At 62.8% G+C, this 25275-nt stretch carries 25 protein-coding genes; 14 read left to right on the top strand and 11 right to left on the bottom strand.

All coding sequences use genetic code 11. The features are described 5' to 3' along the window. The first annotated feature begins 2 nt into the window (after positions 1-2). The gene (locus SM763_RS11520; protein ID WP_368998626.1) at positions 3-1430 is read left to right on the top strand and encodes an FAD-binding oxidoreductase; all 1428 of its coding nucleotides are present in this window, start codon (positions 3-5) and stop codon (positions 1428-1430) included. Positions 1431-1553: 123 nt separating this feature from the next. Here the strand turns inward: SM763_RS11520 and SM763_RS11515 are convergent, their stop codons facing one another. The 5 genes from SM763_RS11515 to SM763_RS11495 all read right to left on the bottom strand — a co-directional run bounded on the left by SM763_RS11515 (position 1554) and on the right by SM763_RS11495 (position 5679). Continuing rightward, positions 1554-2780, bottom strand: coding sequence for an MFS transporter (locus tag SM763_RS11515; protein WP_274831285.1), 1227 nt, complete (start codon positions 2778-2780; stop codon positions 1554-1556). Positions 2781-2847: 67 nt separating this feature from the next. Further along, positions 2848-3327 carry a fasciclin domain-containing protein gene (locus SM763_RS11510; RefSeq protein ID WP_274827765.1) on the bottom strand — a complete coding sequence of 160 codons (480 nt, stop codon included), beginning with the start codon at positions 3325-3327 and terminating at the stop codon, positions 2848-2850. A 213-nt stretch (positions 3328-3540) separates the two neighbouring features. Continuing rightward, a complete protein-coding gene (locus SM763_RS11505; RefSeq protein WP_065272715.1) occupies positions 3541-4080 on the bottom strand; it encodes an adenine phosphoribosyltransferase in 540 nt (179 codons plus the stop codon). A 182-nt stretch (positions 4081-4262) separates the two neighbouring features. Next, positions 4263-5129: an S-methyl-5'-thioadenosine phosphorylase gene (locus SM763_RS11500; protein ID WP_368998741.1), complete on the bottom strand. Its 867-nt coding sequence runs from the start codon at positions 5127-5129 to the stop codon at positions 4263-4265. A gap of 139 nt (positions 5130-5268) precedes the next feature. Then, positions 5269-5679, bottom strand: a complete 411-nt coding sequence (locus SM763_RS11495) for a helix-turn-helix domain-containing protein (RefSeq protein ID WP_065272716.1) — start codon at positions 5677-5679, stop codon at positions 5269-5271. 55 nt (positions 5680-5734) lie between these two features. On the opposite strand from SM763_RS11495, the gene SM763_RS11490 reads away from it, so the two are divergent. Together SM763_RS11490 and SM763_RS11485 are read left to right on the top strand one after the other, a co-directional pair. Then, positions 5735-6259: a DUF2938 family protein gene (locus SM763_RS11490; RefSeq protein WP_368998625.1), complete on the top strand. Its 525-nt coding sequence runs from the start codon at positions 5735-5737 to the stop codon at positions 6257-6259. A 106-nt stretch (positions 6260-6365) separates the two neighbouring features. Next, on the top strand, positions 6366-8009 hold the full coding sequence (locus tag SM763_RS11485) for a SulP family inorganic anion transporter (RefSeq protein WP_274827768.1): 1644 nt from the start codon (positions 6366-6368) through the stop codon (positions 8007-8009). A gap of 290 nt (positions 8010-8299) precedes the next feature. On the opposite strand, the gene SM763_RS11480 is transcribed toward SM763_RS11485, so the two are convergent. Together SM763_RS11480 and SM763_RS11475 are read right to left on the bottom strand one after the other, a co-directional pair. Further along, complete coding sequence (locus SM763_RS11480; protein ID WP_368998624.1) at positions 8300-8941, bottom strand: CatB-related O-acetyltransferase; 642 nt, start codon at positions 8939-8941, stop codon at positions 8300-8302. Positions 8942-8949: 8 nt separating this feature from the next. Next, positions 8950-9555 carry a flavin reductase family protein gene (locus SM763_RS11475; RefSeq protein ID WP_065273736.1) on the bottom strand — a complete coding sequence of 202 codons (606 nt, stop codon included), beginning with the start codon at positions 9553-9555 and terminating at the stop codon, positions 8950-8952. An 89-nt stretch (positions 9556-9644) separates the two neighbouring features. On the opposite strand from SM763_RS11475, the gene SM763_RS11470 reads away from it, so the two are divergent. The 4 genes from SM763_RS11470 to SM763_RS11455 all read left to right on the top strand — a co-directional run bounded on the left by SM763_RS11470 (position 9645) and on the right by SM763_RS11455 (position 11945). Next, on the top strand, positions 9645-10142 hold the full coding sequence (locus SM763_RS11470) for a GNAT family N-acetyltransferase (protein ID WP_368998623.1): 498 nt from the start codon (positions 9645-9647) through the stop codon (positions 10140-10142). Between the two features lie 100 nt (positions 10143-10242). Then, on the top strand, positions 10243-10722 hold the full coding sequence (locus tag SM763_RS11465) for an NUDIX hydrolase (protein ID WP_065272719.1): 480 nt from the start codon (positions 10243-10245) through the stop codon (positions 10720-10722). Between the two features lie 50 nt (positions 10723-10772). After that, positions 10773-11291 (top strand): DUF1178 family protein, encoded by a 519-nt coding sequence (locus tag SM763_RS11460; protein ID WP_368998622.1) that lies wholly within the window; start codon positions 10773-10775, stop codon positions 11289-11291. A 12-nt stretch (positions 11292-11303) separates the two neighbouring features. Beyond that, positions 11304-11945 (top strand): SDR family oxidoreductase, encoded by a 642-nt coding sequence (locus SM763_RS11455; RefSeq protein ID WP_368998621.1) that lies wholly within the window; start codon positions 11304-11306, stop codon positions 11943-11945. 86 nt (positions 11946-12031) lie between these two features. Here SM763_RS11455 and SM763_RS11450 read toward each other — a convergent pair whose 3' ends face one another. After that, positions 12032-13798 carry a trypsin-like peptidase domain-containing protein gene (locus tag SM763_RS11450; RefSeq protein ID WP_368998620.1) on the bottom strand — a complete coding sequence of 589 codons (1767 nt, stop codon included), beginning with the start codon at positions 13796-13798 and terminating at the stop codon, positions 12032-12034. Positions 13799-14051: 253 nt separating this feature from the next. On the opposite strand from SM763_RS11450, the gene SM763_RS11445 reads away from it, so the two are divergent. The 7 genes from SM763_RS11445 to folP all read left to right on the top strand — a co-directional run bounded on the left by SM763_RS11445 (position 14052) and on the right by folP (position 23540). After that, positions 14052-15011 carry a glycine--tRNA ligase subunit alpha gene (locus tag SM763_RS11445; protein WP_065272723.1) on the top strand — a complete coding sequence of 320 codons (960 nt, stop codon included), beginning with the start codon at positions 14052-14054 and terminating at the stop codon, positions 15009-15011. 14 nt (positions 15012-15025) lie between these two features. Further along, on the top strand, positions 15026-15550 hold the full coding sequence (locus SM763_RS11440; RefSeq protein WP_368998619.1) for a DUF6446 family protein: 525 nt from the start codon (positions 15026-15028) through the stop codon (positions 15548-15550). Between the two features lie 82 nt (positions 15551-15632). Continuing rightward, positions 15633-17858: a glycine--tRNA ligase subunit beta gene (gene glyS / locus SM763_RS11435; protein ID WP_368998618.1), complete on the top strand. Its 2226-nt coding sequence runs from the start codon at positions 15633-15635 to the stop codon at positions 17856-17858. A gap of 236 nt (positions 17859-18094) precedes the next feature. Continuing rightward, positions 18095-20659: a putative PEP-binding protein gene (locus tag SM763_RS11430; protein WP_368998617.1), complete on the top strand. Its 2565-nt coding sequence runs from the start codon at positions 18095-18097 to the stop codon at positions 20657-20659. Between the two features lie 169 nt (positions 20660-20828). Further along, on the top strand, positions 20829-21476 hold the full coding sequence (locus SM763_RS11425; protein WP_065272727.1) for a cell wall hydrolase: 648 nt from the start codon (positions 20829-20831) through the stop codon (positions 21474-21476). Positions 21477-21624: 148 nt separating this feature from the next. Further along, positions 21625-22545: a dihydroneopterin aldolase gene (locus tag SM763_RS11420; protein WP_274867064.1), complete on the top strand. Its 921-nt coding sequence runs from the start codon at positions 21625-21627 to the stop codon at positions 22543-22545. Beyond that, the gene (gene folP / locus SM763_RS11415; RefSeq protein WP_274834480.1) at positions 22542-23540 is read left to right on the top strand and encodes a dihydropteroate synthase; all 999 of its coding nucleotides are present in this window, start codon (positions 22542-22544) and stop codon (positions 23538-23540) included. Before SM763_RS11420 ends, folP begins: the two co-directional genes overlap by 4 nt. A gap of 7 nt (positions 23541-23547) precedes the next feature. Here the strand turns inward: folP and SM763_RS11410 are convergent, their stop codons facing one another. The 3 genes from SM763_RS11410 to SM763_RS11400 all read right to left on the bottom strand — a co-directional run. Next, positions 23548-24450, bottom strand: coding sequence for a DMT family transporter (locus SM763_RS11410; RefSeq protein WP_274839468.1), 903 nt, complete (start codon positions 24448-24450; stop codon positions 23548-23550). Positions 24451-24624: 174 nt separating this feature from the next. Beyond that, the gene (locus SM763_RS11405; protein ID WP_490363282.1) at positions 24625-24939 is read right to left on the bottom strand and encodes an EamA family transporter; all 315 of its coding nucleotides are present in this window, start codon (positions 24937-24939) and stop codon (positions 24625-24627) included. Positions 24940-25016: 77 nt separating this feature from the next. Beyond that, on the bottom strand, positions 25017-25275 hold a 259-nt coding region (locus SM763_RS11400), incomplete at its 5' end, for an ATP-binding protein (protein ID WP_368998616.1).

The following is a 25275-nucleotide window of genomic DNA, read 5'->3' as shown; positions in this document are numbered from 1 at the left end:
TCATGACACTGAATTCTGCCGATTCCGCCTTTGTCGCCCGCCTTGCCGATCAGTTGCCTGAGGGTGTTTTGCGCCCCGCCGACCCACGCTATCTGGAAGAGCCGCGTGGAAGGTATCAGGGGCAGGCGGGCTTGCTGGCCGTGCCGCACTCCACCGAAGAGGTCGCAACGCTGGTGCGCGCTGCGCATGAGGCGCGGGTGCCGGTGGTCCCCTATGGCGGCGGTACCGGTCTGGTCGGCGGTCAGGTAATGCCGGAAGGCCCGGCGCCCTTACTGCTGTCGCTGGAAAAGATGACCGCGATCCGCGGCGTCTACCCCGAGGAAAACGTGCTGATTGCCGAAGCGGGCGCGATCCTTGCCGATGTGCAGGCCGCCGCGACTGAGGCCGGACGCTTGTTTCCGCTGTCGCTGGCCGCCGAAGGCTCGGCCCGGATTGGCGGCAACCTTGCGACCAATGCAGGCGGGGTCAATGTGCTGCGCTATGGCAATGCCCGCGATCTGTGCCTGGGGCTGGAGGCAGTGCTGCCCAATGGAGAGATCTGGCACGGGCTGTCGCGCCTCAGGAAGGACAACACCGGCTACGATCTGCGCAATCTTCTTGTCGGCTCCGAAGGCTCTTTGGGCGTCATTACTGCGGCATCGTTGAAACTGTCACCGATCCCGGCGGCGCAGGGCACGGCGGTCTTTGTAGTACCTTCGCCGCAGGCGGCAATTGCGCTGTTGTCGCTGGCGCGTGACCAGCTGGGCGAAGGGATCAGCGCCTTTGAACTGATGCACCGGCAGGGGCTGGCGTTTCTGGCAGAAACCATGCCGCAGGTGCGGCAACCCTTTGCCGAGGCGCCGGAATGGTGCGTGCTGATTGACCTGGGGCTGGCGCGCGGGCTGGACCCGGAAGAGGCGCTTGCGGACCTGTTCGAGGCGGCGCTGGAGGCCGATCTGGCGCAGGACGGGGTGATTGCCCAGTCGGCGGCGCAGCGCGAGGCCCTGTGGACGGTGCGCGAGACGATCCCCGAGGCCAACCGTCTGATCGGCGCGATTTCCAGCCACGACATTTCGGTGCCGATCTCGGAAATTCCGGATTTCATCACGCGCGGCGGAGAGGCTATTGCGCGGCTGGGAGAGGGCGATATGCGGATCAACTGCTTTGGCCACCTGGGCGATGGCAACCTGCATTACAACGTCTTCCCGGCGGCGGGAAAGACGCGCAAGGAGTACGAACACCTGCGCGAGGATGTGAAACGCACGGTGCATGATCTGGTGGCTGATTTCGACGGGTCGATGAGTGCGGAGCATGGCATCGGGCGCATGAAGACCGGCGATTTGGAGCGTTATGGCGATCCGGTAAAACTGGCCGCGATGCGCGCCATCAAGGACGCGCTCGATCCCCACGGCATCATGAACCCCGGCGCGGTGCTGCGGCAAGGTACCTGACAACGTGGCGCTCCCGCGCCTGCAGGATTGGACTGTGCCAGCCCCCTCACAGTCTTGGGCCCGGCAGCGGTCAAAGCCCGCTGTGCGCAGGGGGCAGCGGTGCAGCAGAGCGCGGACGTAGGGTCAGGCGATGCTGGGGGTGGCCGACGGTTTCTGCGGGCGGCTGCGCATCAGCAGGTAGCCGATAATCAGGATATTCAGCCCGTTCCAGGCAATGCCGTTGATGAAGGCCATCTGGTAGTTGCCGGTCACGTCGTAGATCCATCCGGACATCCAGCCACCCAGAGCCATGCCGAGGATGGTCATCATCATCACAAAGCCGACCCGCGCACCGGCCTCTTTCGGGGGCATGTATTCGCGCACCACCAGCGCATAGCTGGGCACGATGCCGCCTTGCGCGAGGCCGAACAGCGCGCTCACCAGATAAAGCGGCACCATGCCGTCAAAGGGCAGGTAAAAGAACAGCGCGATACATTGCAGGACCGAGCCGATCAGCAGGATCGCCACGCCGCCAAGCCGGTCGGCCGCGAGGCCTGAAAGGATCCGGCTAACCACACCGCCCAGCAGCATCAGCGACAGCATTTCTGCCCCCACCGCAGGCCCGTAGCCAAGGCCGACGCAATAGGCAACGATATGCACCTGGGGCATCGACATGGCCACGCAGCAGCCGATCCCGGCAAGCCCCAGCAGCCATTGCAGGGTGCGCGCGGACATGCCGGTGCTGCGCGCATTGAGCGCCGAGGCGGCATCAGAGGCGGCATAGGCCTCTGCCGGGACTCGGCGCCGCAGCAGCAGCGCAAGCGGGATCACCACGGCAACGGTGATCGCGGCCAGGGCGAAATAGACCATGCGCCAGCCGCCAGTCTCCAGCAGCCCGGCCAGCAGCGTCGGCCAGATCGCACCCGAGAGGTAATTGCCGCTGGCCACCAGTGCCACGGCGATACCGCGCCGCCGTAGGAACCAATGCGAGATGTCAGCAATAAGAGGCCCGAAACCTGCTGCCGTGCCCAGACCCAGAAGCAGGTGCGTGAGAGACAGAACCGCCATCGTCGGCGCAAAGGTGGAGAGCACATAACCCGAAGCCGTCGCAGCAACGGCGCCAATCAGCGCGAGGGTAATGCCAAACCTGTCCACCAGCCGCCCGATCAGCAGGTTGCCAAGGGCAAAACCCACCATGGTGAGCGTATATGGCATGGAAGAGGCCGCGCGCCCGGAGCCGAATTCGGCTTCGACGGCGGGCATGATGACGATGATCGCCCACATACCCACATTGGCCACGGTTGCAATGGCCAGGGTGATGAGAAGTCGAAGCCAGGAATAGCGGCTGTCAAGGATCGCGGCAGTGTTCATGCCGGCACGCTAGGGCGCGTGCCGGCGGGCTGCAACTGAATTCGCCATCACGAATTCGCGTCTGCGCTTACTTCGGGAGGATGACCTTGTCGATCACGTGGATCACGCCGTTCTCGGCCTCGATATCGGCGGTGACCACGCTGGCATCATTGACCATCACACCCTTGTCTAGATCAATCATCACCGCGCTGCCCTGCACGGTTGCGGCGCTCATGTCGTCGGTAAGGTCACCGGACATCACTTTGCCCGGCACCACGTGGTAGGTCAGGATCGATACCAGCTTTTCCTTGTTCTCGGGCTTCAGCAGGTCTTCGACCGTGCCTTCGGGCAGGGCGGCAAAGGCGGCATCGGTCGGGGCGAAGACGGTGAAAGGACCTTCGCCTTTCAGGGTGTCCACCAGACCGGCGGCCTTGACGGCGGCGACCAGGGTGTTGAAGTCTCCGGCGCCGACGGCAGTGTCGACGATATCCTTGGAATGACCGCCTGCAAAGGCCGCTCCGGCCATGAACAGCGTGGCTGCGGTGGTCGTCATCATCTTGCGGAACATCTTGGTCTCCTCATGTGTTTCGGTTGTGCGACACCTTTCGTCAGGCATCGTGAGACCTACGGCAGAGGGGGCGGTCCGGATGAAGCGGGTTTTCGCCGGGAGGGGTTTGACAAGAAAACCGCCGGAGCTAAGCCCGGCGGTTTCAGGATTTCCAGTCAACAAAACGTGATCAGGCTGTGAGTGATCCGCGACCCGGTTTGGGCGCGGAGCGGTTCAGTCGCCTTCGAATTCGCACAGGACGTGGACGTCCATTCCGAGATCCTCAAGCTTCTTGCGGCCGCCCAGATCGGGCAGGTCGACAATGAAGGAACAGGAGATGATTTCACCACCCAGACGCTCGATCAGCTTAATCCCGGCGCCTGCGGTGCCGCCGGTGGCCAGCAGATCATCGACCACCAGCACCTTTTCTCCGGGCTGGATGGCATCGTCGTGGATCTCGACAATCGCTTCGCCGTATTCCAATTGGTATTCTTCGCTGATGGTGGTGCCGGGCAACTTGCCTTTCTTGCGGATCGGCACAAAGCCGACGCTCAGCTGGTGAGCGATGGCGCCACCCAGGATGAAACCGCGCGCCTCAAGACCCACGACCTTGTCGATCCGCTCACCGGCGTAGGGGTGCAGCATCTGGTCGATGGCCATACGGAACCCGCGCGGATCGGCGAACAGGGTGGTGACATCGCGGAACATGATCCCTTCGTGCGGGAAATCGACGATGGTGCGGATGTAGTCTTTGACGGCGGTTTTCTTGGGCATGGAAGGCTCCTGCTTGCGGGAACGGATGGCGCGTATGGGTGCGGCCCGGACCGGTAAAGGGGCACCGGAGCCGCCACGGGGTTTGGCCGAAGCGCGCCGCCCATGCAAGGAAAACCTTGCGATCCTGGGCCGCCCGGTGCCGCAGAGCGGCGGCGAGCGGGCCCAAGACGATTGGAGGGCGATCAGGCGCTGAGCACGCGGCCTGCCACCGCATCCAGTTTGGCCAGAACCGCAGGGTCGCGTTTTTCGGGAGCGGTCATGATGGCGTATTCAAGCGCCCGGTCGCAGCCATGCGGACAGGGCGCGCGCTCGGCGCCCAGAATGCCTGGCAGGCGACGCACGAGTTCACGCCCGTTGCTGGAGTTGCCCTGCAGCGTGGCCAGGATCTCGGTGATGTCCACGGCGCCGTGGTCGGGGTGCCAGCTGTCGTAGTCGGTCACCATCGCGATGGAGGCGTAGCAAAGCTCTGCTTCGCGGGCGAGTTTGGCCTCGGGCATGTTGGTCATGCCGATCACGTCGCAGCCCCAGCTTTCGCGGTACATTTTGCTTTCCGCCATCGAGGAGAACTGCGGCCCCTCCATGCAAAGATAGGTGCCGCCGCGGTGCACGGTGATCCCGGCATCGCGCGCTGCCGCCTCGGCCGCATCGCTGAGCCGCTCGCAGGTGGGGTGGGCGACGCTGACATGGGCGACGCAGCCGGTCCCGAAGAAGGATTTTTCCCGCGCGAAGGTGCGGTCGATGAACTGATCGACGATGACGAAATCGCCCGGCGCCATATTTTCGCGGAAAGACCCGCAGGCAGAGACGGAAAACACATCGGTCACCCCCAGCCGTTTCAGCGCGTCGATATTGGCGCGATAGGGCACTTCGGTCGGGGAATGCACGTGGCCGCGCCCATGCCGCGGCAGGAAGGCCATTTTCACGCCGTCCAGCATGCCGGTCAGGATCTGGTCCGAGGGCGTACCCCAGGGGGTTTCAACGCTGACCCACTCGGCCCCGTCCAGCCCGTCGATATCGTAGATGCCGGAGCCGCCGATGACGGCGATCATGGTGTCCTTGGTCACGTCCTATTCTCCTGCTGATGTTGCTTCTTGGGTATGCGCAAGACGGCGCCCTTTTGGCAAGCCCCGCTGTCTCACGATGCCGAAACCGGATGGGCTGGGCACGCAGGTAACCCCGTGCGAGAGGTCAGCGCTTTGGCGTAGATGCGCGGGTCAAGGCGCTGTCCATCATGCGCCGGAACGTGGGGCACTGACTGTGGTCCGGAGCAGTGCAATCTGCCACGTGGCGCAGCGCACGGGACAGGACACGGAGCTCTCGGATGCGCTGCTCGACCTCATCTGCGCGCGCGTGCAGTCTTTGGCGGTCCAGATCGAACCCGTCTGCATTGCCCAGCATGGCGCCTATCTCTTGCAGGCTGAACCCGGCGGCCCGTCCCATGGCAATGAGCGCGAGCCGGTCCAGAACGCTGTCGTCATACTGACGTCGCAATCCCTTCCGGCTGTCGGCGCGGATCAGGCCGATATCTTCGTAGTATCGCAGGGCAGAGGGTTTGACGCCGCTGCACCGGGCAACCTCTGCGATATCCAGGGATTTCATCTTGACCTCAAGCTGGCTTGAATTTGCACACCTCAGATCTCTAGCAGTTTGAGTTATGAAACAGGAGCAAATTATGGAGATGCATTGGAGCCTGATCTGGCAGGTCACTTTCGTTGGGAGCGTTGCAACTGCGCTGATTGATGTCGCAGCATGGGCGCGAGGCCGCTGGATGGGCGTGCCGGGGCCGAACTGGGGACTTGTCGCACGCTGGGTGTTGGGTCTTTTCCAAGGACGCCTGATGTTGGGCGCCGGGGGAAAGAAGATGCCCCCAAGGGGTTTTGAAACCGCGCTGGGCTGGATGTTTCACTATGCGGTTGGGGGCGCGCTAGCCTTCGGCCTGTGCGGCATAGTCGGCGCAGGATGGCTTCAGGCACCGGCCCTGGGTCTGTCGCTTGGCTACGGAGTATTGACGGTGGTCTTGCCCTTTTGCCTGTTGCAGCCCGCAATGGGTTTGGGATTTGCCGCCCGCAAGACAGCCTTTCCGTGGCGCGCTCGATTGAACAGTCTGATCACGCATGGTCTTTTTGGGTTTGGTCTGTTTTTGGGCAGTGCGCTATTGCAGGTGATTTCAGCCCGCTAACCAAAGGGCGAGAGGAGGTCAGATCGGATCACGAGCCTTGCCCCCAAGGCCAGTTTCAGCTAGGGGCGGGCCACAACGTGACCTCCTCCAACCGCAGGTATTCTTGATGAAACGCGCCGCCATGGCCCTTCTGGCCAATCGTATTTCCCCGCCGAACCTATCCATCATGCAGGACGAGGGCTGGTCCGTGGGCCGCGTGCGCACCGAGCTGTTGTCGGGGCTGACCGTGGCGTTGGCGCTGGTCCCCGAGGCGGTGGCTTTTGCCTTTGTCGCCGGGGTGCACCCGCTGGTGGGTCTCTATGCGGCCTTTATGGTGGGGTTGATCACGGCGCTGATCGGCGGACGGCCCGGTATGATCTCGGGGGCGACGGGGGCGCTTGCGGTGGTCATGGTGGCGCTGGTGGCGGAACATGGCGTCGAGTATCTTTTTGCGACCGTGGTGCTGATGGGCATCCTGCAGGTGATCGCCGGGGTGATGCATTGGGGCAAGTTCATCCGGCTGGTGCCGCATCCGGTGATGCTGGGCTTTGTGAACGGTCTGGCCATCGTGATCTTCCTGGCGCAGCTCACCCAGTTCAAGGTCCCCGGCAGCGGTGGCACCGAGTGGTTGTCCGGTCTGTCGCTTTATATGATGCTGGGGCTGGTGGCCCTGACCATGGCGATTATCTGGGGCACGCCCAAGATTACCTCGGTGATCCCGGCGCCGTTGGCGGGCATTGGCATTGTGGCAATCCTCGTGATCGCACTGGGCCTTGATGTGCCGCGGGTCGGCGATCTGGCCTCGATCGAAGGCGGCTTTCCGGCCTTTCACAATCCCTTTGGTGATGGCATTGGCCTTTATGGGACTGCGCTGGCGCCGTTCAATCTGGAAACCCTTGAGATCATCCTGCCCTACGCGGTGATCCTGGCCGCCATTGGTCTGATAGAAAGCCTGCTAACGCTGAACCTGGTGGGCGAAATCACCGGCAAGCGCGGCGGTGCCAGCCAGGAGTGCATCGCGCAGGGCACCTCGAATATCGTCACCGGTTTCTTTGGCGGCATGGGCGGCTGCGCCATGATCGGCCAGTCGATGATTAACGTGAAATCGGGTGGCCGCACCCGGATTGCGGGCATCGCAGCGGCGCTGTTCCTGCTGACCTTTATCGTCGTGGCTTCGCCGCTGATCGAACAGATCCCGCTGGCGGCGCTGGTGGGGGTGATGTTCATGGTGGTGATCGGCACCTTCGCCTGGAACAGTCTCAAGATCATGACCAAGGTGCCGCTGATGGATGCTTTTGTGATCGTGCTGGTGACCGTGGTGACGGTGATGACCGACCTTGCCATCGCCGTGGTGGTGGGGGTGATCGTCTCGGCGCTGGCCTATGCCTGGAACAACGCGCGCCGCATTCACGCCCGCACCCGCGAATCCGCCAGCGACAAGGGGGCCAAGGTTTATGAAATCGAAGGTCCGCTGTTCTTTGGCTCCACCGATGGTTTCATCGAGCTCTTCGACGTGGCAGGCGATCCCGAGCGTGTGATCGTCGATTTTGCCAATAGCCGGGTGGTGGACCAGTCTGCTCTGCAGGCGATCGAGGCGCTGGCCGGAAAGTACGAGGAGGAGGGCAAGACCATCGTGCTGCGTCACCTCAGCCGTGATTGCCACCAGCTCCTGTCCAAGGCCGGCCACTTGATGGTCGACAGCGACGATGACCCGGAATACGCGCTGGCGGTGGATTACTCGGTCAAGACCGGGGTTCTGGGCGGCCACTGACCGTCTGGGTCAAGTCTGGAAAATAGAATGGGGCCTCCGAATGCGGAGGCCCCTTTTTGATGTGTGTAGGGTATGAAGAAAGAAGTCTCGGGCTCACCAGAGCAGCAGCCCCGGATCCGCCCACGCGCGACCTGTCTGTCACGAATCCTGTCCCGCGCGACAAGCAAAATATCCGTATCCACGCCCCTCTCAGGGGCGCGGAGCCTCGGCGATTTTGCTTGCACTTGGTCCGGCTTCGTGCCCGCCGGTTTGCGTCGAGGGCGGCTCCGAAGCAGCAGCTTGGGCAGGTGTCAGTCGGGCGCGAGGCTTTCGAGCATATCGAGATCGCCGGACAGCAGCGCAGGCTCGGCGCGCAGGATCAGATCGACAGGCCAGTCCCACCATTTGAGGGCCAGAAGCCGCGCGATCTGGGGTTTTGAAAAGCGAAAGCGCTCGGCGCGTCCGGGATTGCCGGTGACGACTCCATAGGCCGGAACCGAGCCGCGCACCACAGCGCCTGCGCCGATGATGGCGCCATCGCCGATGCGCGCACCGGGCAGGATTATCGCGCCATAGCCGATCCAGACGTCATTACCGATCACGGTATCGCGGGTGTCGGGCTGAAAACCTGCCATCTGCGCGGGGTCGAAGACCGGGAAGGGGTAGCAGCTGAGCCCGTCCTGCCCGTGGTTGGCCGAGGCGGTGATGAAACGCGCGCCATGGGCGATCTGGCAAAAGCGTCCGATCACCAGCCTTTCGCGGGCACCGGGGAACAGGTAGGGCGCCAGATGCGACGCCCAGTCCTGTGGCGGATCGAAATCCGAGGCATAGCTGTAATCGCCAACCTGGAAATTGGGATGGTCCACCGCGCGCGACAGCATCACGGTGCCCGCATGGGGCGTGCCGTCTGGCAGGATGATCGGGTGGCGCAGGCCGGGATCGGGAAGGGGCATGATGGGGCTCAGTCGTCGGGGCGGGCCAGCGAGAAGACCTCGGTCACGCGGGAATAATCGCGGTAACCAAGGCGGGCCAGCGGTTCAAATGTGGTGACGTCGAACATGCCGTCCTTCATGCAGTCATCGCGCAGGTGCACGCCAGTCACTTCGCCAAAGGCGACGCGGTTGGAGACTCCGGGTAGCGTCACGATCTTGGTCAGCTTGCACTCCAGCGCGGCGGGGGCACCGGCAATGCGGGCGCAATTGATGGTCTGGCAGTCCTCGGCGGTAAGACCCGCATGGGCGAATTCATCGACCTCTTTGCCCAAGGTCTGCGAGCTGGCATTCATCGCATCGCGCATGGCGTAGGAGACGATATTGACGCAGAAGACGCCGGTCTCCTCGATATTGGCCATGCTGTCCTTGGTGTTGTCCTGGTCTTCCTTGCTGCCGGTGGAGGCAAACATCACCTGCGGCGGCGTATAGGCGACGCCGTTGAAAAAGGAATAGGGCGCCAAGTTGTTGACCCCGTCAGCCGAGCGGGACGAGATCCAGCCGATCGGGCGCGGCGTGATCACGGCGTTGAACGGGTTATGGGGCAGGCCGTGGCCGTCTTCGGGGCGGTAGAACATGCGCATCTCCAATTGTTTGCTCAATGCTTAGGCCCGTGCTAGGGCGAATTCCACCCCTTTACGGGTGATTTCGCGGAGGCGTGAGTGGCGTGATCGAACTGAAACCGGAGCAGCCGGACGACCGCTGGGAAGTGGAGGCGCTTTATGATCTGTGCTTTGCGCCGGGGCGTGAGGCGCTGTCGTCCTATCGCCTGCGCGACGGGGGTCCGCCGGTTTCGGGCCTCAGCCTTGTGGCGCGGGATGAGCAGGGCATTCTGGCCGGTGCGATCCGGTTCTGGCCGGTGCATGTGGGCACGGCGGATGCCCTGTTGCTGGGGCCGGTGGCGGTACACCCGACCCACCAGGGGGAGGGGCTGGGCGGGTCTCTGATCCGGGACAGCCTTGCGCGGGCCGCCGATTCTGGCTGGGCGCGCGTCATGCTGGTGGGCGATGCGCCCTATTACCGCCGGTTCGGGTTCGAGAAGCTTGAGGGCGTGTTGATGCCGCCGCCCACCAACCCCGACCGGGTGCTGGGACTGGCGCTGATCGCGGATGCCTGGGACGGTGTTGACGGAGATGTGACCCGCTGGACCCGCATGCAGGATTAAGCGGTCGATCCCGCTTCAACTGGGGGCCTTTTCTCTGCTATCGTAAAAGGAGGATAGGGGCTGTATCCACAGAAACCCTGCAAGCCCAGGTGGTGCCACATTGAACAGATCCGCTCTGTCTGCCATTTCAAAGTCGGGGACGGGGACCGCAACCCAGGTCGCGGCGCTGTGTTTTCGCATCACTAAGACCGGCAAGCCGCGGATTCTGATGATCACGTCGCGAGGAACCGGGCGCTGGATCTTGCCGAAAGGCTGGCCGATCCCGGGGCGCAGCCTGGCCGAATCCGCAGCCATCGAAGCCTGGGAGGAAGCGGGCGTGCGGGGCGTTCCGGTGGACAACTGCCTGGGCGAGTTTACCTATGACAAATGGCGCAGCGAGTTATCACCTGTGCCCTGTGTCGTGCGGGTCTATCCCGTCATCGTGACGGCCCTGCAGGATGAGTTCCCCGAGCGGCATCAGCGCCAGCGGGCGTGGACATCCCCGCGCAAGGCTGCGGGGTTGGTGCAGGAAAAGGCGCTGAAGAAAATTCTTACCCGGTTTGATCCTGATGGGATCGGCTCTGAACTTTTCAACTCTTGAAGTGAGGTGAGGGGAACGCGTAATGGGCAGTATCCGCTGCGAGAAACGAGATGATACAGTATAGTCTGAAATGCGCCGAGGGTCACAGCTTTGACAGCTGGTTCCAGTCGGCTGCTGCCTTTGACAAACTGGCCGCCGCCGGGATGGTGTCCTGCGCCATCTGCGGTTCGCAAAAGGTGGAGAAGGCCATTATGGCGCCGCATGTGCGTCCCGGTCGCAAGTCTGTTTCCCCCTCAACTGACCCCGATACCGCCGCCGCGTCCGCGCAGGCAGGCGGAGCTTCGCCGCAGGCTTCTGTTCCTGCCCAGGTGCCGGAGGGGGCGCCAGGTGCGCTCATTGCTCCTGCCAGCGAGCAGGAAAAGGCCCTCCGCGAGCTGCGGCGCCAGGTCGAGGAGAACTCGGACTACGTCGGAAAGGATTTCGTCTCGGAAGCGCGTGCTATGCATTTGGGCGATGCGCCCGAACGGGCCATTCACGGCGAGGCGCGGCTGGACGAGGCAAAGGCATTGATCGAGGACGGGGTGCCGGTTTTGCCGCTGCCTTTCGGTCCGACGCGAAAAACGAATTAAAGGGACAGGCATATGCACGCAGTTGTGACCGGGGCGAGCCGGGGCATTGGCCGGGAGCTGGTAAAGCAGCTCACAGAGGCCGGGCACGAGGTGACAGGCACCTCGCGGGACCATTCCTCGGGGGTGCGGCTTGATGTCTGCGATTCCGGCCAGCAGGCGCGATTTGCCGCCCACCTGGGCGACAAACCGGTTGATCTTCTGGTCTGCAACGCTGGTGTCTATATCGACAAGGGCATGGCGCTGGAGGATTACACCACCGAGGTCTGGAGCAAGTCCCTGGCGGTGAATGTCACCGGCGTGTTCCTGACTGTGCAGGCGCTGCTGCCGAACCTGCGCCTGTCGGATAACCCGAAAATCGCGATCATTTCTTCCCAGATGGCCAGCCATGCCCGCGCCCCGGGGGGCAGCTATGCCTATCGCGCCTCAAAGGCGGCGGCGCTGAACATCGGGCGCAATCTGGCGACGGATTTGAAACCTGAAGGTATTTCGGTCGGGATCTATCATCCCGGCTGGGTGCGCACCGATATGGGCGGCAGCGAAGGGGATATCTCGGTCCAGGAATCGGCGGCTGGGTTGACGCATGAATTCGACGTGCTGACACTGCAGACGACAGGCTGCTTTCACACCTGGGATGGCCGTATCCACGCCTTCTGAGCCGAACCAACGCGTGTCGCCAAATGAAAACACCAGAGCGGTCAGGCTCTGGCGTTTTGCTTTATGTGCAGGTCTTTTCTACGTCGTTACTCCCAGCAGCTGACCAGAACGGTCATGCCGCTGGCGTGGCGTACCAGTGCCTCGTTCGACAGGGGCGCGGCACCGGCGGATTGATCGGCACTGGCGATCCCTGCAGCCGTGAGTGCATTGCGCAGCGCGGTGGCATTGATGCCAAAGCTGACGCCTTCGGGCAGTTGGCGGCCCTTGATTTCGCGCGGCAGCAGCATGCCCAGAACCGCACCAGAGGCATCCAGCACCGGACCACCCGCATCGCCGGGCTGGGCTGCGAGATCCAAGCGGATCACGCCGTTGTTGCCATCAAGGCTTTTGATATCGGCCAGGGTGCCGAAGGTCAGGCTGGGAGCGCCCAGAATGCCCTCGTAGGAGAAACCCGACACGGCGATTTCGGATTGCAGGCGCGGCGTCTGGGTGGTGAACCCAGCAACGGCCATCGGGGCCAGGTTCTGGACAGGCTGCAGGATCGCGAGGCCATCCTCGGCATTGTTTGCGGCGACGGTTGCCTGATAGCCATGGTCCAGCGTGATCCGGCTGCAGCCTGCAACCACATCCGAGGTCGTCACCACGGCGCCGTTCTGGTCGACAAAGAAACCGGTCCGGGACAGGCGGGGCTTGCGCACTTCCAGACCGGACACCAGATCGACGCTCTGGCGCACGTCGCTGCCTGCGGCGGCGTCCAGCACCCCGTCAAGCCGCTGGAAACTGTTCTGCATGGCGGCCAGCACCCGGGCACGGCGGTCCTCATCCCCGGTCGGCCAGATCAGGGTGAAGCCCTTGATCTCACCATTCTGCAGTCTGGCCTCGGTATGAGAGACGATCTGCCCGTTGCTGCCTTCGATGGTGAAACTGTCGTTGCCGCGCTGCCGGGGGCCGTCCAGAGGAACGATCTCAAGCGTCTGCATGATGTCATAAAGACCGAACAGCGTGTTCTTGTCGCCGCGCTGGCTGATCATCAGCACGCGCACGCCCAAAGAGCCGCGGCTGTCGTAATGGGCAAAGGGCGATTCATAGCGGGAGAAGGCGACTTCACCAGCGGGAATATCCATCGAGATCCCGGCGCCGGTATCGATGACATTTGCCATGCCGACGGAAATCAGCGGCGCGTTGTAATCATCCAGCAGAACCTGACGCTGTGCGGTGGTCAGAACGCCGGTGGGCTCAAAACCCTTGAAGGACTGCCAGTCCGACATGGACCGGCGCGTGCCGCGACCAAAGGCGCCATCGATCGCAGCAGCATAGAAACCGGCGGCTTTCAGGGCGATCTGAAGCTCCTCGCGCTCTTCTCGGGTCAGCAGGCGTTCGCTGCGGCGGGCCTCGGCCGGGGTTTCATCGGGCAGGGTGATTTGCGGCTGCGATTCAACAACAGGTTCGGACACCTGCGGTACGGTCGGAGCCGTGGTCGGAGCCGTCGCGGTGGCCTGATCCTGTGCGCCGACCGGATAGAACTGATTGCGTAGGTTGGCCTGGAAGGCGATGAAGCTGTCGCGGGGGATCTGCCCCTCGCTGCGGTAGACCTGCAGGACCCGTTCGGCATCCTGGCGGGTATAGGGGCCAAGAACGATGCCGTACCAACCTGCGCCAAGGGTGAAACCGGCCACATCGGGCAGTCGCGCGGCATAGCTCTGCGCTTCCTGCTGGGCATCAGCCAGCGACGGGCGGGCCGCGATCTGGATCCAGACGGTCTCCTGTCCGGCTTGTTGCGCCTGTGCTGGGCCAGCCAGAGCAAATGCAAACATATTGAGCGCCAGCAGCAGGGCGGTGACTATTCTTTTCATTACAGGACCTCTATCCCGATGGGGCAATTTGTTGTTGCGCAGATAAGCATTTTGATGGGGTAAAGAAAACTCCTGCAGAAGGGGGAATTCGTGCCTTGATGCAGCAAACCATCACCTTTGCCGCAGCCAGAGGCGCAAAGCATCCCTTACCTTGCCGTTCAAAGGCGACTAGCCGTTGACCCCCGGCGGGGGCTTGCATAGGAAGAACCCCGCATTTGCTGCCCTATTGAGATGTCCCAGAGAGGGATCTGATATGACCCAGACCACCAGCGGCGCCGCCGCCACCACTGCCTCCACCGACGCGCCGCGCTCGTTTCAGGAAATCATCCTGCGGCTGCAGGCCTACTGGGCATCCAAGGGCTGCGCCATCATGCAGCCCTATGACATGGAGGTCGGCGCCGGCACCTTCCACCCGGCCACGACGCTGCGCTCGCTAGGCTCGGCGCCCTGGGCTGCGGCCTATGTGCAGCCTTCCCGTCGTCCCACCGATGGCCGCTATGGTGAGAACCCCAACCGTCTGCAGCATTACTACCAGTATCAGGTGCTGATCAAACCCAGCCCGCCGAACCTGCAGGAGCTTTATCTCGGCAGCCTCGAGGCGATCGGCATCGACATGGAGTTGCACGACATCCGGTTCGTTGAGGACGACTGGGAAAGCCCGACCCTGGGTGCCTGGGGGCTGGGCTGGGAAGTTTGGTGCGATGGCATGGAAGTCAGCCAGTTCACCTATTTCCAGCAGGTCGGCGGTCATGACTGCGCGCCGGTGTCGGGTGAGCTGACATACGGGCTGGAACGCCTTGCGATGTATGTCCTTGGTATCGACCACGTGATGGACATGCCCTTCAACGATCCGAATGCGCCGATCCCGCTGACCTATGGCGATGTGTTCAAGCAGACCGAAGAGGAATACGCCCGCTGGAACTTCGACGTGGCCAACACCGAGGTTCTGCTGCGCCATTTCGAAGAGGCCGAGGCGGAGTGCAACACGATCCTGTCGCAGGCGCATGACGACCCCAAGACCGGCAAGCGCATCATCATGGCGCATCCGGCCTATGATCAATGCATCAAGGCGAGCCATATCTTTAACCTGCTGGATGCGCGCGGGGTGATTTCGGTCACCGAACGTCAGGCCTATATCGGCCGGGTTCGGGCGCTGGCCAAGCAATGCGCCGATGCCTTTGTGCAGACAGCCGCTGGCGGACAGGCCGCCTGAAGGGGACAGACGCCATGCTGGGCAAGGTTCTTGCGATCTTTCTTGGACTGTCCGCGCTCGTCGCGGGCGGCGCCATGTACTATCTTCAGGTCTATGGCTTCTATGAAGAGGTCGCGCCGCAACCGGGCCGCGACGTGGTGCTGTTGCCACTTGATGGCAGCGAGCCGCGCCCGATCGCCTATGATGATTTCCAGGCCATCGACGCGGACAGCTCTCCGATCCGCTACCGGGCCTGCTTCACGACCGATTTGACGCGGCAGGATCTGGCAGCGGAATTCACCCCCTCCAAGCAGACCGTGCCGCGCAATGCGCCGGGCTGGTTCGACTGTTTCGACGCCGAAGCGCTGGGCACCGCGCTTGAGGAAGGTACTGCCACCGCTTTCGTTTCAGTGAAGAACATTTCCTATGGTGTCGATCGCATCGTGGCGATCACCGATCAGGGGCAGGGCTTTGTCTGGCACGATATGAACGATTGCGGCAAACAAACCTATGATGGCACCTCTGTGGTGGAGGGCGCCTGCCCGGAGCGGGACGAGTAAACCACCTGACAGCCCATCCGGGGCTGCTGCACTGACTGAAGATTTTTCGCGCCACCGGCGCATCTACCCCCGAGGACCTGGAATGCCCGATCTGCTGATTGAACTGTTTTCCGAAGAAATCCCGGCCCGTATGCAGGCGCGTGCGGCGGCGGATCTGAAAAAACGGATGACCGACGGTCTGGTCGAGGCCGGTCTGACCTATGCCGCGGCCCATGCCCTGTCGACACCGCGCCGTCTGACCCTTGCTGTCGATGGTCTGCTGGCCGAAAGCCCCACCCTGCGCGAAGAGCGCAAGGGCCCCAAGGTCGGCGCGCCTGACAAGGCCGTCGAAGGCTTCCTGCGCGGCGCCGGAATTTCCCGTGATCAGCTGGAAGAGCGCGAGACGCCAAAGGGCGCCGTCTATTTCGCCACTATCGAAAAACCCGGTCGCCCGGCGGCAGAGATCATCGCCGAGGTGCTGGAGACGACGATCCGCAACTTCCCCTGGCCGAAATCCATGCGCTGGGGCGCTGGTTCCTTGCGCTGGGTGCGTCCGCTGCAATCGATCCTCTGCATCCTGTCGGATGAGGGCGGCGCCGAGGTGGTGCCGTTTGAAATCGAAGGCCTGAAGGCGGGCGACAGCACCCGGGGCCACCGCTTCATGGCGCCGGACAGCTTTGCCGTCACCGGTTTTGAGGACTATTCCGCCAAGCTCAAGCGCGCTTACGTGATCTTGCACCCGGCAGAACGCGAGGCCGCGATCTGGCATGATGCTACCAACCAAGCCTTCGCTGGTGGTCTTGAGGTGGTCGAGGACAAGGGGCTGTTGACCGAAGTCGCGGGTCTTGTGGAATGGCCGGTGGTCCTGATGGGCAAGATCGACGACGATTTTCTGGAGCTGCCGCCCGAGGTGCTGCAGACCTCGATGAAGGAGCACCAGAAGTTCTTCTCGGTCCGCAATCCAAAGACGGGCCGGATCGAAGGCTTTGTTACCGTTGCCAACCGCGAAACCGCCGATCACGGCGCCACCATTCTGGCGGGCAATCAGAAGGTTCTGTCGGCGCGTCTGGCCGATGCGAAATTCTTCTGGGAGAACGATCTGCGCGTGGCCAAAGAGGGTATGTCCTCCTGGACCGAGGCGCTGTCGAACGTGACCTTCCACAACAAGCTGGGCACCCAGGCCGAGCGGATCGAGCGGATTGCCGCGCTTGCCCGCGAGTTGGCACCGGTGCTGGGCGCCGATCCGGACCTGGCCGAACAGGCGGCCCGCGTGGCCAAGGCGGATCTGTCGTCGGAAATGGTCTATGAATTCCCTGAGCTTCAGGGCCTGATGGGCCGCTATTACGCTGAGGCCGCGGGTCTGCCGCAAGAAGTGGCCAATGCCTGCGAACAGCACTATTCTCCGCTTGGCCCGTCGGATGATGTGCCGAGTGAGAAGATCTCGGTCGCGGTCGCGCTGGCGGACAAGCTGGACACGCTGACCGGTTTCTGGGCTATCGATGAAAAACCCACTGGGTCAAAAGACCCCTTCGCTTTGCGCCGCGCGGCGCTGGGCGTCATCCGGCTGGTGCTGGAAAATGACATCCGCACGCCGCTGGACCAACATATCGACACCCATCTGCTGCGCCACGAGCTGGAACAGAACGGCGATGACGCTGTATCGGCCGGGCTGATGCGCGACATGATCAAGGAAATCGCCGAACATGGCGTCTTCGGCTCCGCAGTGCGTACGGTTCTGGATGCCTTTGACGGCGATCTGCCCAAGCATATGGAAGAGCTGAAGGACAGCCTTCCGGATGTGTCGCGCGATCTGCTGACGTTCTTCCATGACCGGCTGAAGGTGTTCCTGCGTGATCAGGGCATCCGCCACGATGTGATCGATGCCTGTATTGCCATGGACGGCAACGACGATCTGACACTGCTGGTGAAACGCGCCCGGGCGCTGGAGGCCTTCCTCAAGACCGAGGATGGTGAGAACCTGCTGCAGGGCTTCAAACGCGCCAATAACATCCTGTCCCAGGCCGAAGAGAAGGACGGGGTCGAATACTCCTTTGGCGCTGACAAGAAATTCGCCGAGGACGACAGCGAGATTGCCTTGTTTGATGCGCTTGAACTGGGCGAGGGGGCGATCTCCTCGGCCATCGAGGCCGAAGATTTCGCGGCCGCCATGGGCGGCATGGCGGCGCTGCGGGCACCGATCGACGCCTTCTTCGAGGCGGTGCAGGTCAATTCGGACAAGGAAATCGTGCGCCGTAACCGGCTGAACCTGCTGCACCAGATCCGCGCGGTCTGTGGCCAGGTGGCTGACCTGACCCGTCTGGAAGGCTGAACGGCATCCTGAGCATCAGGCCCGAATGAAACTACAGTAAACGCCGTGCTGATTGCGCGGCGTTTTTCGTAGGACGCGGCAGGGCCTTCGCAGGGCACCCGGCTCGGCGTGGATAACGTCAGGAAAATATGGCGTTGCATGGGCTTCTCTTCTGTTCTCCTCTTGCAGGAGCGCAAAGGCGGCTTATGCTGCTAGGAAACTGTGAGTGCCGCAGTGCAGAAAGTTCAGGATAGACAATGCCCGATGCGCCCCTGGCCACGCTGATCACCCAGACAGCCCCAATTGCGACCTCCAGCCATGGCGGGCGCGCCAAATGTCTGCAGCGCTTGGTCCGGCTGGATCTGCCGGTGCCGCGCACCGTTGCCCTGTCTTTTGATGCGGTGCACGAAATCGCCGCGGGAGATATGCCGGATATCAGCGCCATCCTGTCGGAGTTTCCAACCGATGCGCTGCTCTGCGTACGGCCCTCATCCGAAGATCCGGATTGGGGCGGACCGGGTGCGATCCTCAACATCGGTATGAACGAGGACCGCTGCAAAGGGCTGTGCAATCGGCTTGGAGAAGAGGCAGCAGCCGGTCTGTATTTGCGGTTCGTGCAATCCTATGCGGTGCATGTGGCGCGGCTGGACCCGGACGCCTTTGACGATGTCGAGGACGGCGGCCCGGATGCGCTGCGCGAAACGCTGATGGCCTATGAGGCGGAGACGGATGAGCCCTTCCCGCAGGATCCGGCTGAGCAACTGGCGGCCGTTTTGCGCTCGATGGCGCGCGCCTGGGAAGGCACCTCGGCACGCCTGTTGCGCCAGGCCAAGGGCGCTCCGGCGGATGCTGGACTGGGCCTTGTGGTGCAGGAGATGATTCCGGGGCTGGGGCAGGGGGAATGCGGCTCTGGCGTATTGCAGCTGGTCGACAGCCGCACCGGTAAGCCGCAGCTCACCGGCCGTTACCTGAGCCAGTCGCAGGGCCGCGAGGCGCTGGGCGCCGGGGCGCGCGCGCTGTTTCTGGAAAAGGACGCCCGGGGTCCCTCGCTTGAGGAACTGGCGCCCACGGCCTTTGCCGATCTGAAATCCTATGCCGGATTGATGCGGCGTCGGCTGCGCGAAGAAATGCAGGTGGAATTCGTCATTCAGGACGACGACGTGCATATTCTGGACGGGGTGCGGGTGGCACGCTCGGCGCAGGCGGCAGTGCGGATCGCGGTAGCGCTGGCGCAGGATGGTATCATCCCCCCGCACGAGGCGGTGATGCGGGTCGACGCCCATGCCCTGAACGAGCTTTTGCACCGGCAGGTGCTGCCAACGGCCGAACGGGATGTGATTGGTGCCGGGATCCCGGCCAGTCCAGGCGCGGCGACAGGCAGGCTCGTGTTCACGGCGGCAGAAGCACAGGCCAGTGCCGCGCGCGGTGAGCCATGTATTCTGGTGCGTCGGGAAACCTCGCCAGAAGATGTTCGCGGCATGCATGCGGCCGTTGCAGTTCTGACCGAACGGGGCGGCATGACCAGCCACGCCGCGGTGATCGGTCGGGGGCTGGGGGTGCCGTGTATCGTTGGCGCCTCGAACATGAAGTTCCTGACCAAGCAAAAACAGCTGGTGGCCACGGACGGCCGGGTCTTCAAGGCCGGTGACACCGTCACCATCGATGGCAGCAACGGTCAGGTTTTGGCCGGTGAGCCGGAAATGCTGGAAGCGGCGCAGGACGATGCCTTCCAGACCCTTCTGACCTGGGCGGACGAGGCACGCGACATGGGAATTCGCGCAAATGCGGATACGCCTGCCGACGCCCAGACAGCGCGCAACTTCAAGGCCGAAGGCATCGGGCTGTGCCGGACCGAGCATATGTTCTTTGATCCCGGTCGGCTGACCGTGATGCGCGAGATGATCTTTGCCGAGACCTCTTCGGGGCGGGCGGCGGTTCTGGCCCGACTACTGCCGATGCAGCGGGACGATTTCCGCGAGCTTTTCCGGATTATGGAGGGGCTGCCGGTCTGTATCCGGCTGTTCGATCCGCCCTTGCACGAATTCCTGCCCACATCGCTGTCCGGTCAGCGTGAGCTGTCCGAGGCGCTGGGCATTCCCGTCAGCGATGTCACCCGGCGGGTGGAGGAACTGCACGAGTACAATCCGATGCTGGGTCTGCGCGGTGTACGGCTGGGGGTCACGGTGCCGGAAATCTACGATATGCAGGCCCGTGCCATTTTTGAGGCCACGCTTGAGGCTTCCAAGGACGGGGCGCCCGTGGTGCCGGAAATCATGATTCCGCTGGTCTCGGCCAAACGCGAGGTGGAATTGGTCAAGGCGCGCATCGATGCGGTGGCCTTGGCCGTCAGCGCCGAGCGCGGCCAGAAGTTCGACTACCGTCTGGGCGTCATGGTCGAAACGCCGCGCGCTGCCTTGCGCGCCGAAGAGATCGCGCCGCATACGGCGTTTCTCAGCTTCGGAACCAACGACCTGACGCAGATGGCCTATGGTCTGTCGCGCGATGATGCAGGTCGCTTCATGTCGAACTACGTGCAGCAGGGCGTCTTCCCAGAGGATCCGTTCCACGTTCTGGACGTGGACGGGGTCGGAGAATTGCTGAAACTTGGCGCGCAGCGGGGGCGCACGGGGCGCGCAGATATCACTCTGTCGATCTGCGGTGAACACGGCGGCAACCCCGAATCGATTGCCTTTTGCCGTGAGGCGGGCTTTGATTACGTGTCTTGCTCTCCGTTCCGCGTTCCGGTGGTGCGTCTGGCTGCGGCGCAGCTGGCGATTGGAGAGAAGATCGGCAAGGCCGCCCCAACCTACGTAAAGACTTAATAAAATTCGATTTCAGACAGCTTTGGCTGGGTCCATCTGGGCGGTTCCCTACTGGGCGCACAGGGACCTGACCATTCGTATAGGTGGACGATCTGTGGATATTCGTTTAGAGCCTGCCACCGCGCAACCTGGGGAGGCCGTGCGCGAGCTGACAAACGAGGATCTGTAGATGAAACTCCTGACGCTGGCTGCCACTCTGGCGGCCCTGACGGTCACGTCACCCATGGCCCATGCCGAGACTGGCCTGAAGTCTCTGTTCGAACGCGAGCAGTCCACCCTGAACGCCGTGCCCACACGCCGCCTGAATGGATTTTTCGGGTTCAAGCGTACCCCATCCAAGCCGGATGTAAAGGACCTGCGGTTCACCCGTGCTTGGCTCGACGAACAACCCAAGGCGACTGGCGGCGAAAACTTTGCTTGCCTCGCAGAGGCGCTCTATTTCGAGGCGCGCGGTGAAACCGTCAAAGGCCAGTTCGCTGTCGCCGAGGTGATCCGCAACCGGGTCGAAAGCAGCCAATTCCCCGGCAGTTTCTGCGGCGTGATCAATCAGGGAACCGGCCGCCGCTACCAGTGTCAGTTCACCTATACCTGCGATGGCCACAAAGAGGTCATTCGCGAAAAACGCGCCTTTGAACGCGTGGCCAAGGTGGCCCGTCTGGTTCTTGACGGTGTTGATACCGGCCTGACCAAGGGCGCCACCTATTACCACACCACCGCAGTGCGCCCGCGCTGGAGCAGCCATTTCACCAAAACCGCACGGATTGGCGTACACCAGTTCTACCGTGACGACCGGTTCCGCACCGCTTCCAGCGAGTGATCGGGCCGCAAGGGTGATTGCACCGGCCGGATCGCCGTAAAGGCGGTTTCGGTCGCTGGTAGGGCGCATGCGGGCCTGCTATGGACGGGGAGACAGATGTACGGTGGACACCGTACGTTTTGATACCGCCAGACAAAGGCCCGCAGCCATGCCCTCAGAAATCCGTCTCGCATTTGAACACCCTTCGGAACGGTCGATTGCGACCGCCAGCGGTGGTCCTCTGGACCGGATCTCGCTGCGGGATCACCTGGTCGAAGTAGAAATCGGCGCCTTTCAGGCCGAGCGCGGCACCACCCAGAGAATCTGTTTCAATGTGGTGGTCGAAGTGGCGCCGCTGCCTGCGGATCTGGATGATGATGTGGACCGCATCCTGTCCTATGACAAGGTGACCGAGGCAATCGCCTATGAGCTGGCCGCCGAGCGGCTGAACCTCCTTGAAACTCTGGCCGAACGCGTGGCCGAACGGGTCCTGCTGGAACCGCAGGCGATCCGCTGTTTCGTGCGGGTGGAGAAACTGGACCGTGGACCGGGGGCGCTGGGGGTGGAAATCGTCCGCTCCAAGGATCAGGTCACGCACACGGTGGACGAAGGCGAAGTCCCGCATCCGCGCCTGATGTACCTGTCCAATGAGGCAATCGACAGCGACAATCTGACCGGCTGGATCGATCAGATGGAGTGCCGCCAACGGCCGCTGATCCTTTGTGTCGGCGCGCATCCTCTTGCGGTGCCGCAGACCGGCCACAAGATGACCCAGCGCCGGATCGACCTGCTGGCGATCGAGCAGAACGCCTGGCGCCTGGCGGCCAAGGATCACCGCTGCGTTGTGGTGGCGACCCGGACTGAATTGGACTGGGCGATGAAAAACGGCCAGATCTGCGTCTGGGCCCCGTCCAAGATCGTTCTGGATGCCGTCGATGGTCCCTCGGCTGCCCCTGCCGAAGCGGTTGCGCTTGCCTCCTGGTTTGCGGCAACATTCGAAGCAGGAGAGATGATCGTGATCGGTGCGGACCTGCCGACCGATCCGCAGGTGCCCTTGCGCGCCGTCGATATGGAGCAAACCACACTGTGATGTATTACCGCCCGCTGGTGCAGCACGGAGACCTCCGCCCCGAAGGGGCGGTGCCCCTGGCGGGCGGATCTTCGCTGTGGTTTTCCGAGGCAGAGGTGTTGAGCCGCGATGCGCCGCCGCGCCTTATTCCAGCAGGGCTTATCCCGGAAGACATCTGTCACCGGCTAAGTGGCCGCCGCGCTGCGATTGCCGGTCTTGATATGACCCAGCCGCAGGTCATGGGGATTCTGAACGTCACCCCGGACAGTTTTTCAGACGGCGGTCGCCACAGCGGGGTAGAGGCAGGCTGCGCTGCCGCCCTGCGGATGGTCGAGGAAGGCGCTTCGATCATCGATGTGGGCGGCGAATCGACCCGCCCCGGCGCGGATTTCATCCCCGAAGACGAGGAAATCGCCCGCACCGCGCCGGTGATTGCCGCCATCCGCGAGGTGTCGCAGGTGGCCATATCCATCGACACCCGCAAGGCCGAGGTCGCCGCGGAAACGCTGGAGGCCGGGGCCGGGCTGATCAACGATGTGTCGGGATTTACCTTTGATGCCGCATTGGCGCCGCTGGCGGCGCAGGCCGGGGTGCCGGTCTGCGTGATGCATGCGCAGGGCGATCCCGCCACCATGCAGGAAAACCCGGTTTATGAAAATGTGCTGCTGGACGTCTATGACTTTCTGGCGGCGCAGGTGGACCGGCTGGAGGCGACTGGGGTTCTGCGGGACCGGATCGTCATCGATCCCGGCATCGGCTTTGGCAAGACGCAGGAGCACAACCTGACCCTGCTGCGTAATCTTAGCCTGTTTCATGGTCTTGGCTGTCCCATCCTTTTGGGCGTGTCGCGCAAGGGCTTCATCGGCAAGATCGGTCAGGCACCTGCACCAGATGCCCGCGCGCCGGGATCAATCGCTGTCGGGCTGGCTGGTCTGGCGCAGGGCGTTCAGATCCTGCGCGTGCATGACGTGGCAGAGACCGCGCAGGCCGTGCGCCTGTGGCAGGCTGTGCGCTGAAACAGGCTTAGGCGCGCGAAAACAGGCGGCGCAGGGCGCCCCATTGGCTGATGCAGAGGCCGCTCAGGATCAGGGCCATCGCCAAAAGCATCGAGGCGGGTAGGGCTTCGCCCAGAAAGACCGCACCAATGACCACGGCCCAGACAGGCACCTGATAATTCGTCAGGGTCATGAAGGTGGGCCCGGCCTCGCGCACCACAATCACCCGCAGGAAATTGGCGGCAGCGGTTGGGATCAGCCCCAGGAAGGCGATAATCGCAAGAGTGTGCGTATCCGGCATGACCGGAGGGCCTTCTATGGCCCAGGCTGTGGGCAGGATGATGACGCTGCCGATGACCAGCAGGATCGCGGCAAGACCCACCGGATCGACGGGCGGCAGGCGGCGGGTCAGGATCGAGCTGACCGCATAGCATCCTGCAGCAGAGAGGCAGGCGATACGTCCCAGAAGTTCCAGCTCTGAATTGCTGCTTTCAAAGGCCTTGCCGCCGATCAGCAGGGCAACACCGACAAAACCGATCACAAAGCCGATCACACGCCGCAGGATCATGCGCTCGCCGGGTACAAAAAAATGCGCCAAGGGGAGCACAAAGAGCGGGATTGCTGCCATGCTAAGCCCCGTGAAGCCGGCAGAGACATGCTGCTGTCCCCAATTGATCAGCATGAAGGGAAGGGCCGTGCTGGCAAAGCCGATGATCAGAAGAGGCGTCCAACTGGTCTGCGCCTTGAATAAACCACCGCCTCGCAAGCCCCAGATTGCACAGAGTAAAACGGCGGCAAAGCCAATGCGTCCAGCTGCCAGCCAGAAGGGCGTAATCCCTTCCAGAGCCACTTTGATCAGGGGAAAAGTACCGCCCCAGACCAACCCGAGGGTGGCGATCATGGCCCAGTATTTTCCCATCCGCTCTGGCATCTTTTCGCTGTCCCTAGTTCGCCTGCAAGTGATTGCCCCAAGGTGGGGCAGTCAACCTGACTGACACCCCTCTTGCGTCAGCCGCGCGACAAGACCCGAGCGCGGCACCGAGGTCAACCAATTAGTCTTTGGTTCAGGAGGGCGTTCAGGATTGCGAAGGGCTTGTCGGTTGTCTCAGGAATGGGCAGGGGCGCGGCGGCGGGGCGTGCGGCTCAGCAGCAGCCCGCCAAGGATTAGCGCCAAAGCTGCAAAGAGCTGTGGTGGCAGGGTCTCGTTCAGCAGGGTGGCGCCGAACAGCACCGACCAGACTGGCACCTGATAATTCACCGTCGACAGGAAGGAAGGCCCGGCGCTGCGGGCGATTTGCACCAGCAAAACCTGCGCCAGCGCGGTGGGCAGCAGCCCAAGGTACAGAACCGCTGCCAGCGGCGTTGTCTCCGGCAACTGCGGGACGCCCTCGGCCCAGAGAGCGGCGGGCACAATCATCATGGCAGCACAGCTGAGCGCCGCCGCCGAGTATAGCGCGACAATCTGGGTGAGACGCTGGCGACAATCAGGATGAGATTCTATGTCGCGGCACCTGTGACGTTATCATCGTGATTGCCGCTGGCAAGGTTTTCTTCGGCTGCTGTTTGTCGCTCCGCGTCAATCAGCGGTGTATTTTTGATTGTCGCGTAAGCGGCAGGCCTGCCTCTCTTCCGTTTCGCCTCCATTGCCGATCGTCGTCTGTAGCTTTCCACGTTCATCTCGAAGATGGTCGCATGGTGGACGAGCCTGTCGACGGCCGCGAGCGTCATTGCCGGATCGGGGAAGACCTTGTTCCAT

The organism is Pseudophaeobacter sp. C1-32P7, from assembly GCF_041008775.1.
Taxonomy (GTDB): Bacteria; Pseudomonadota; Alphaproteobacteria; order Rhodobacterales; family Rhodobacteraceae; genus Phycobacter; species Phycobacter gallaeciensis_A.
Note: the sequence above shows the minus strand (reverse complement) of the source record. Positions and strands in the feature narration are given on the sequence as shown.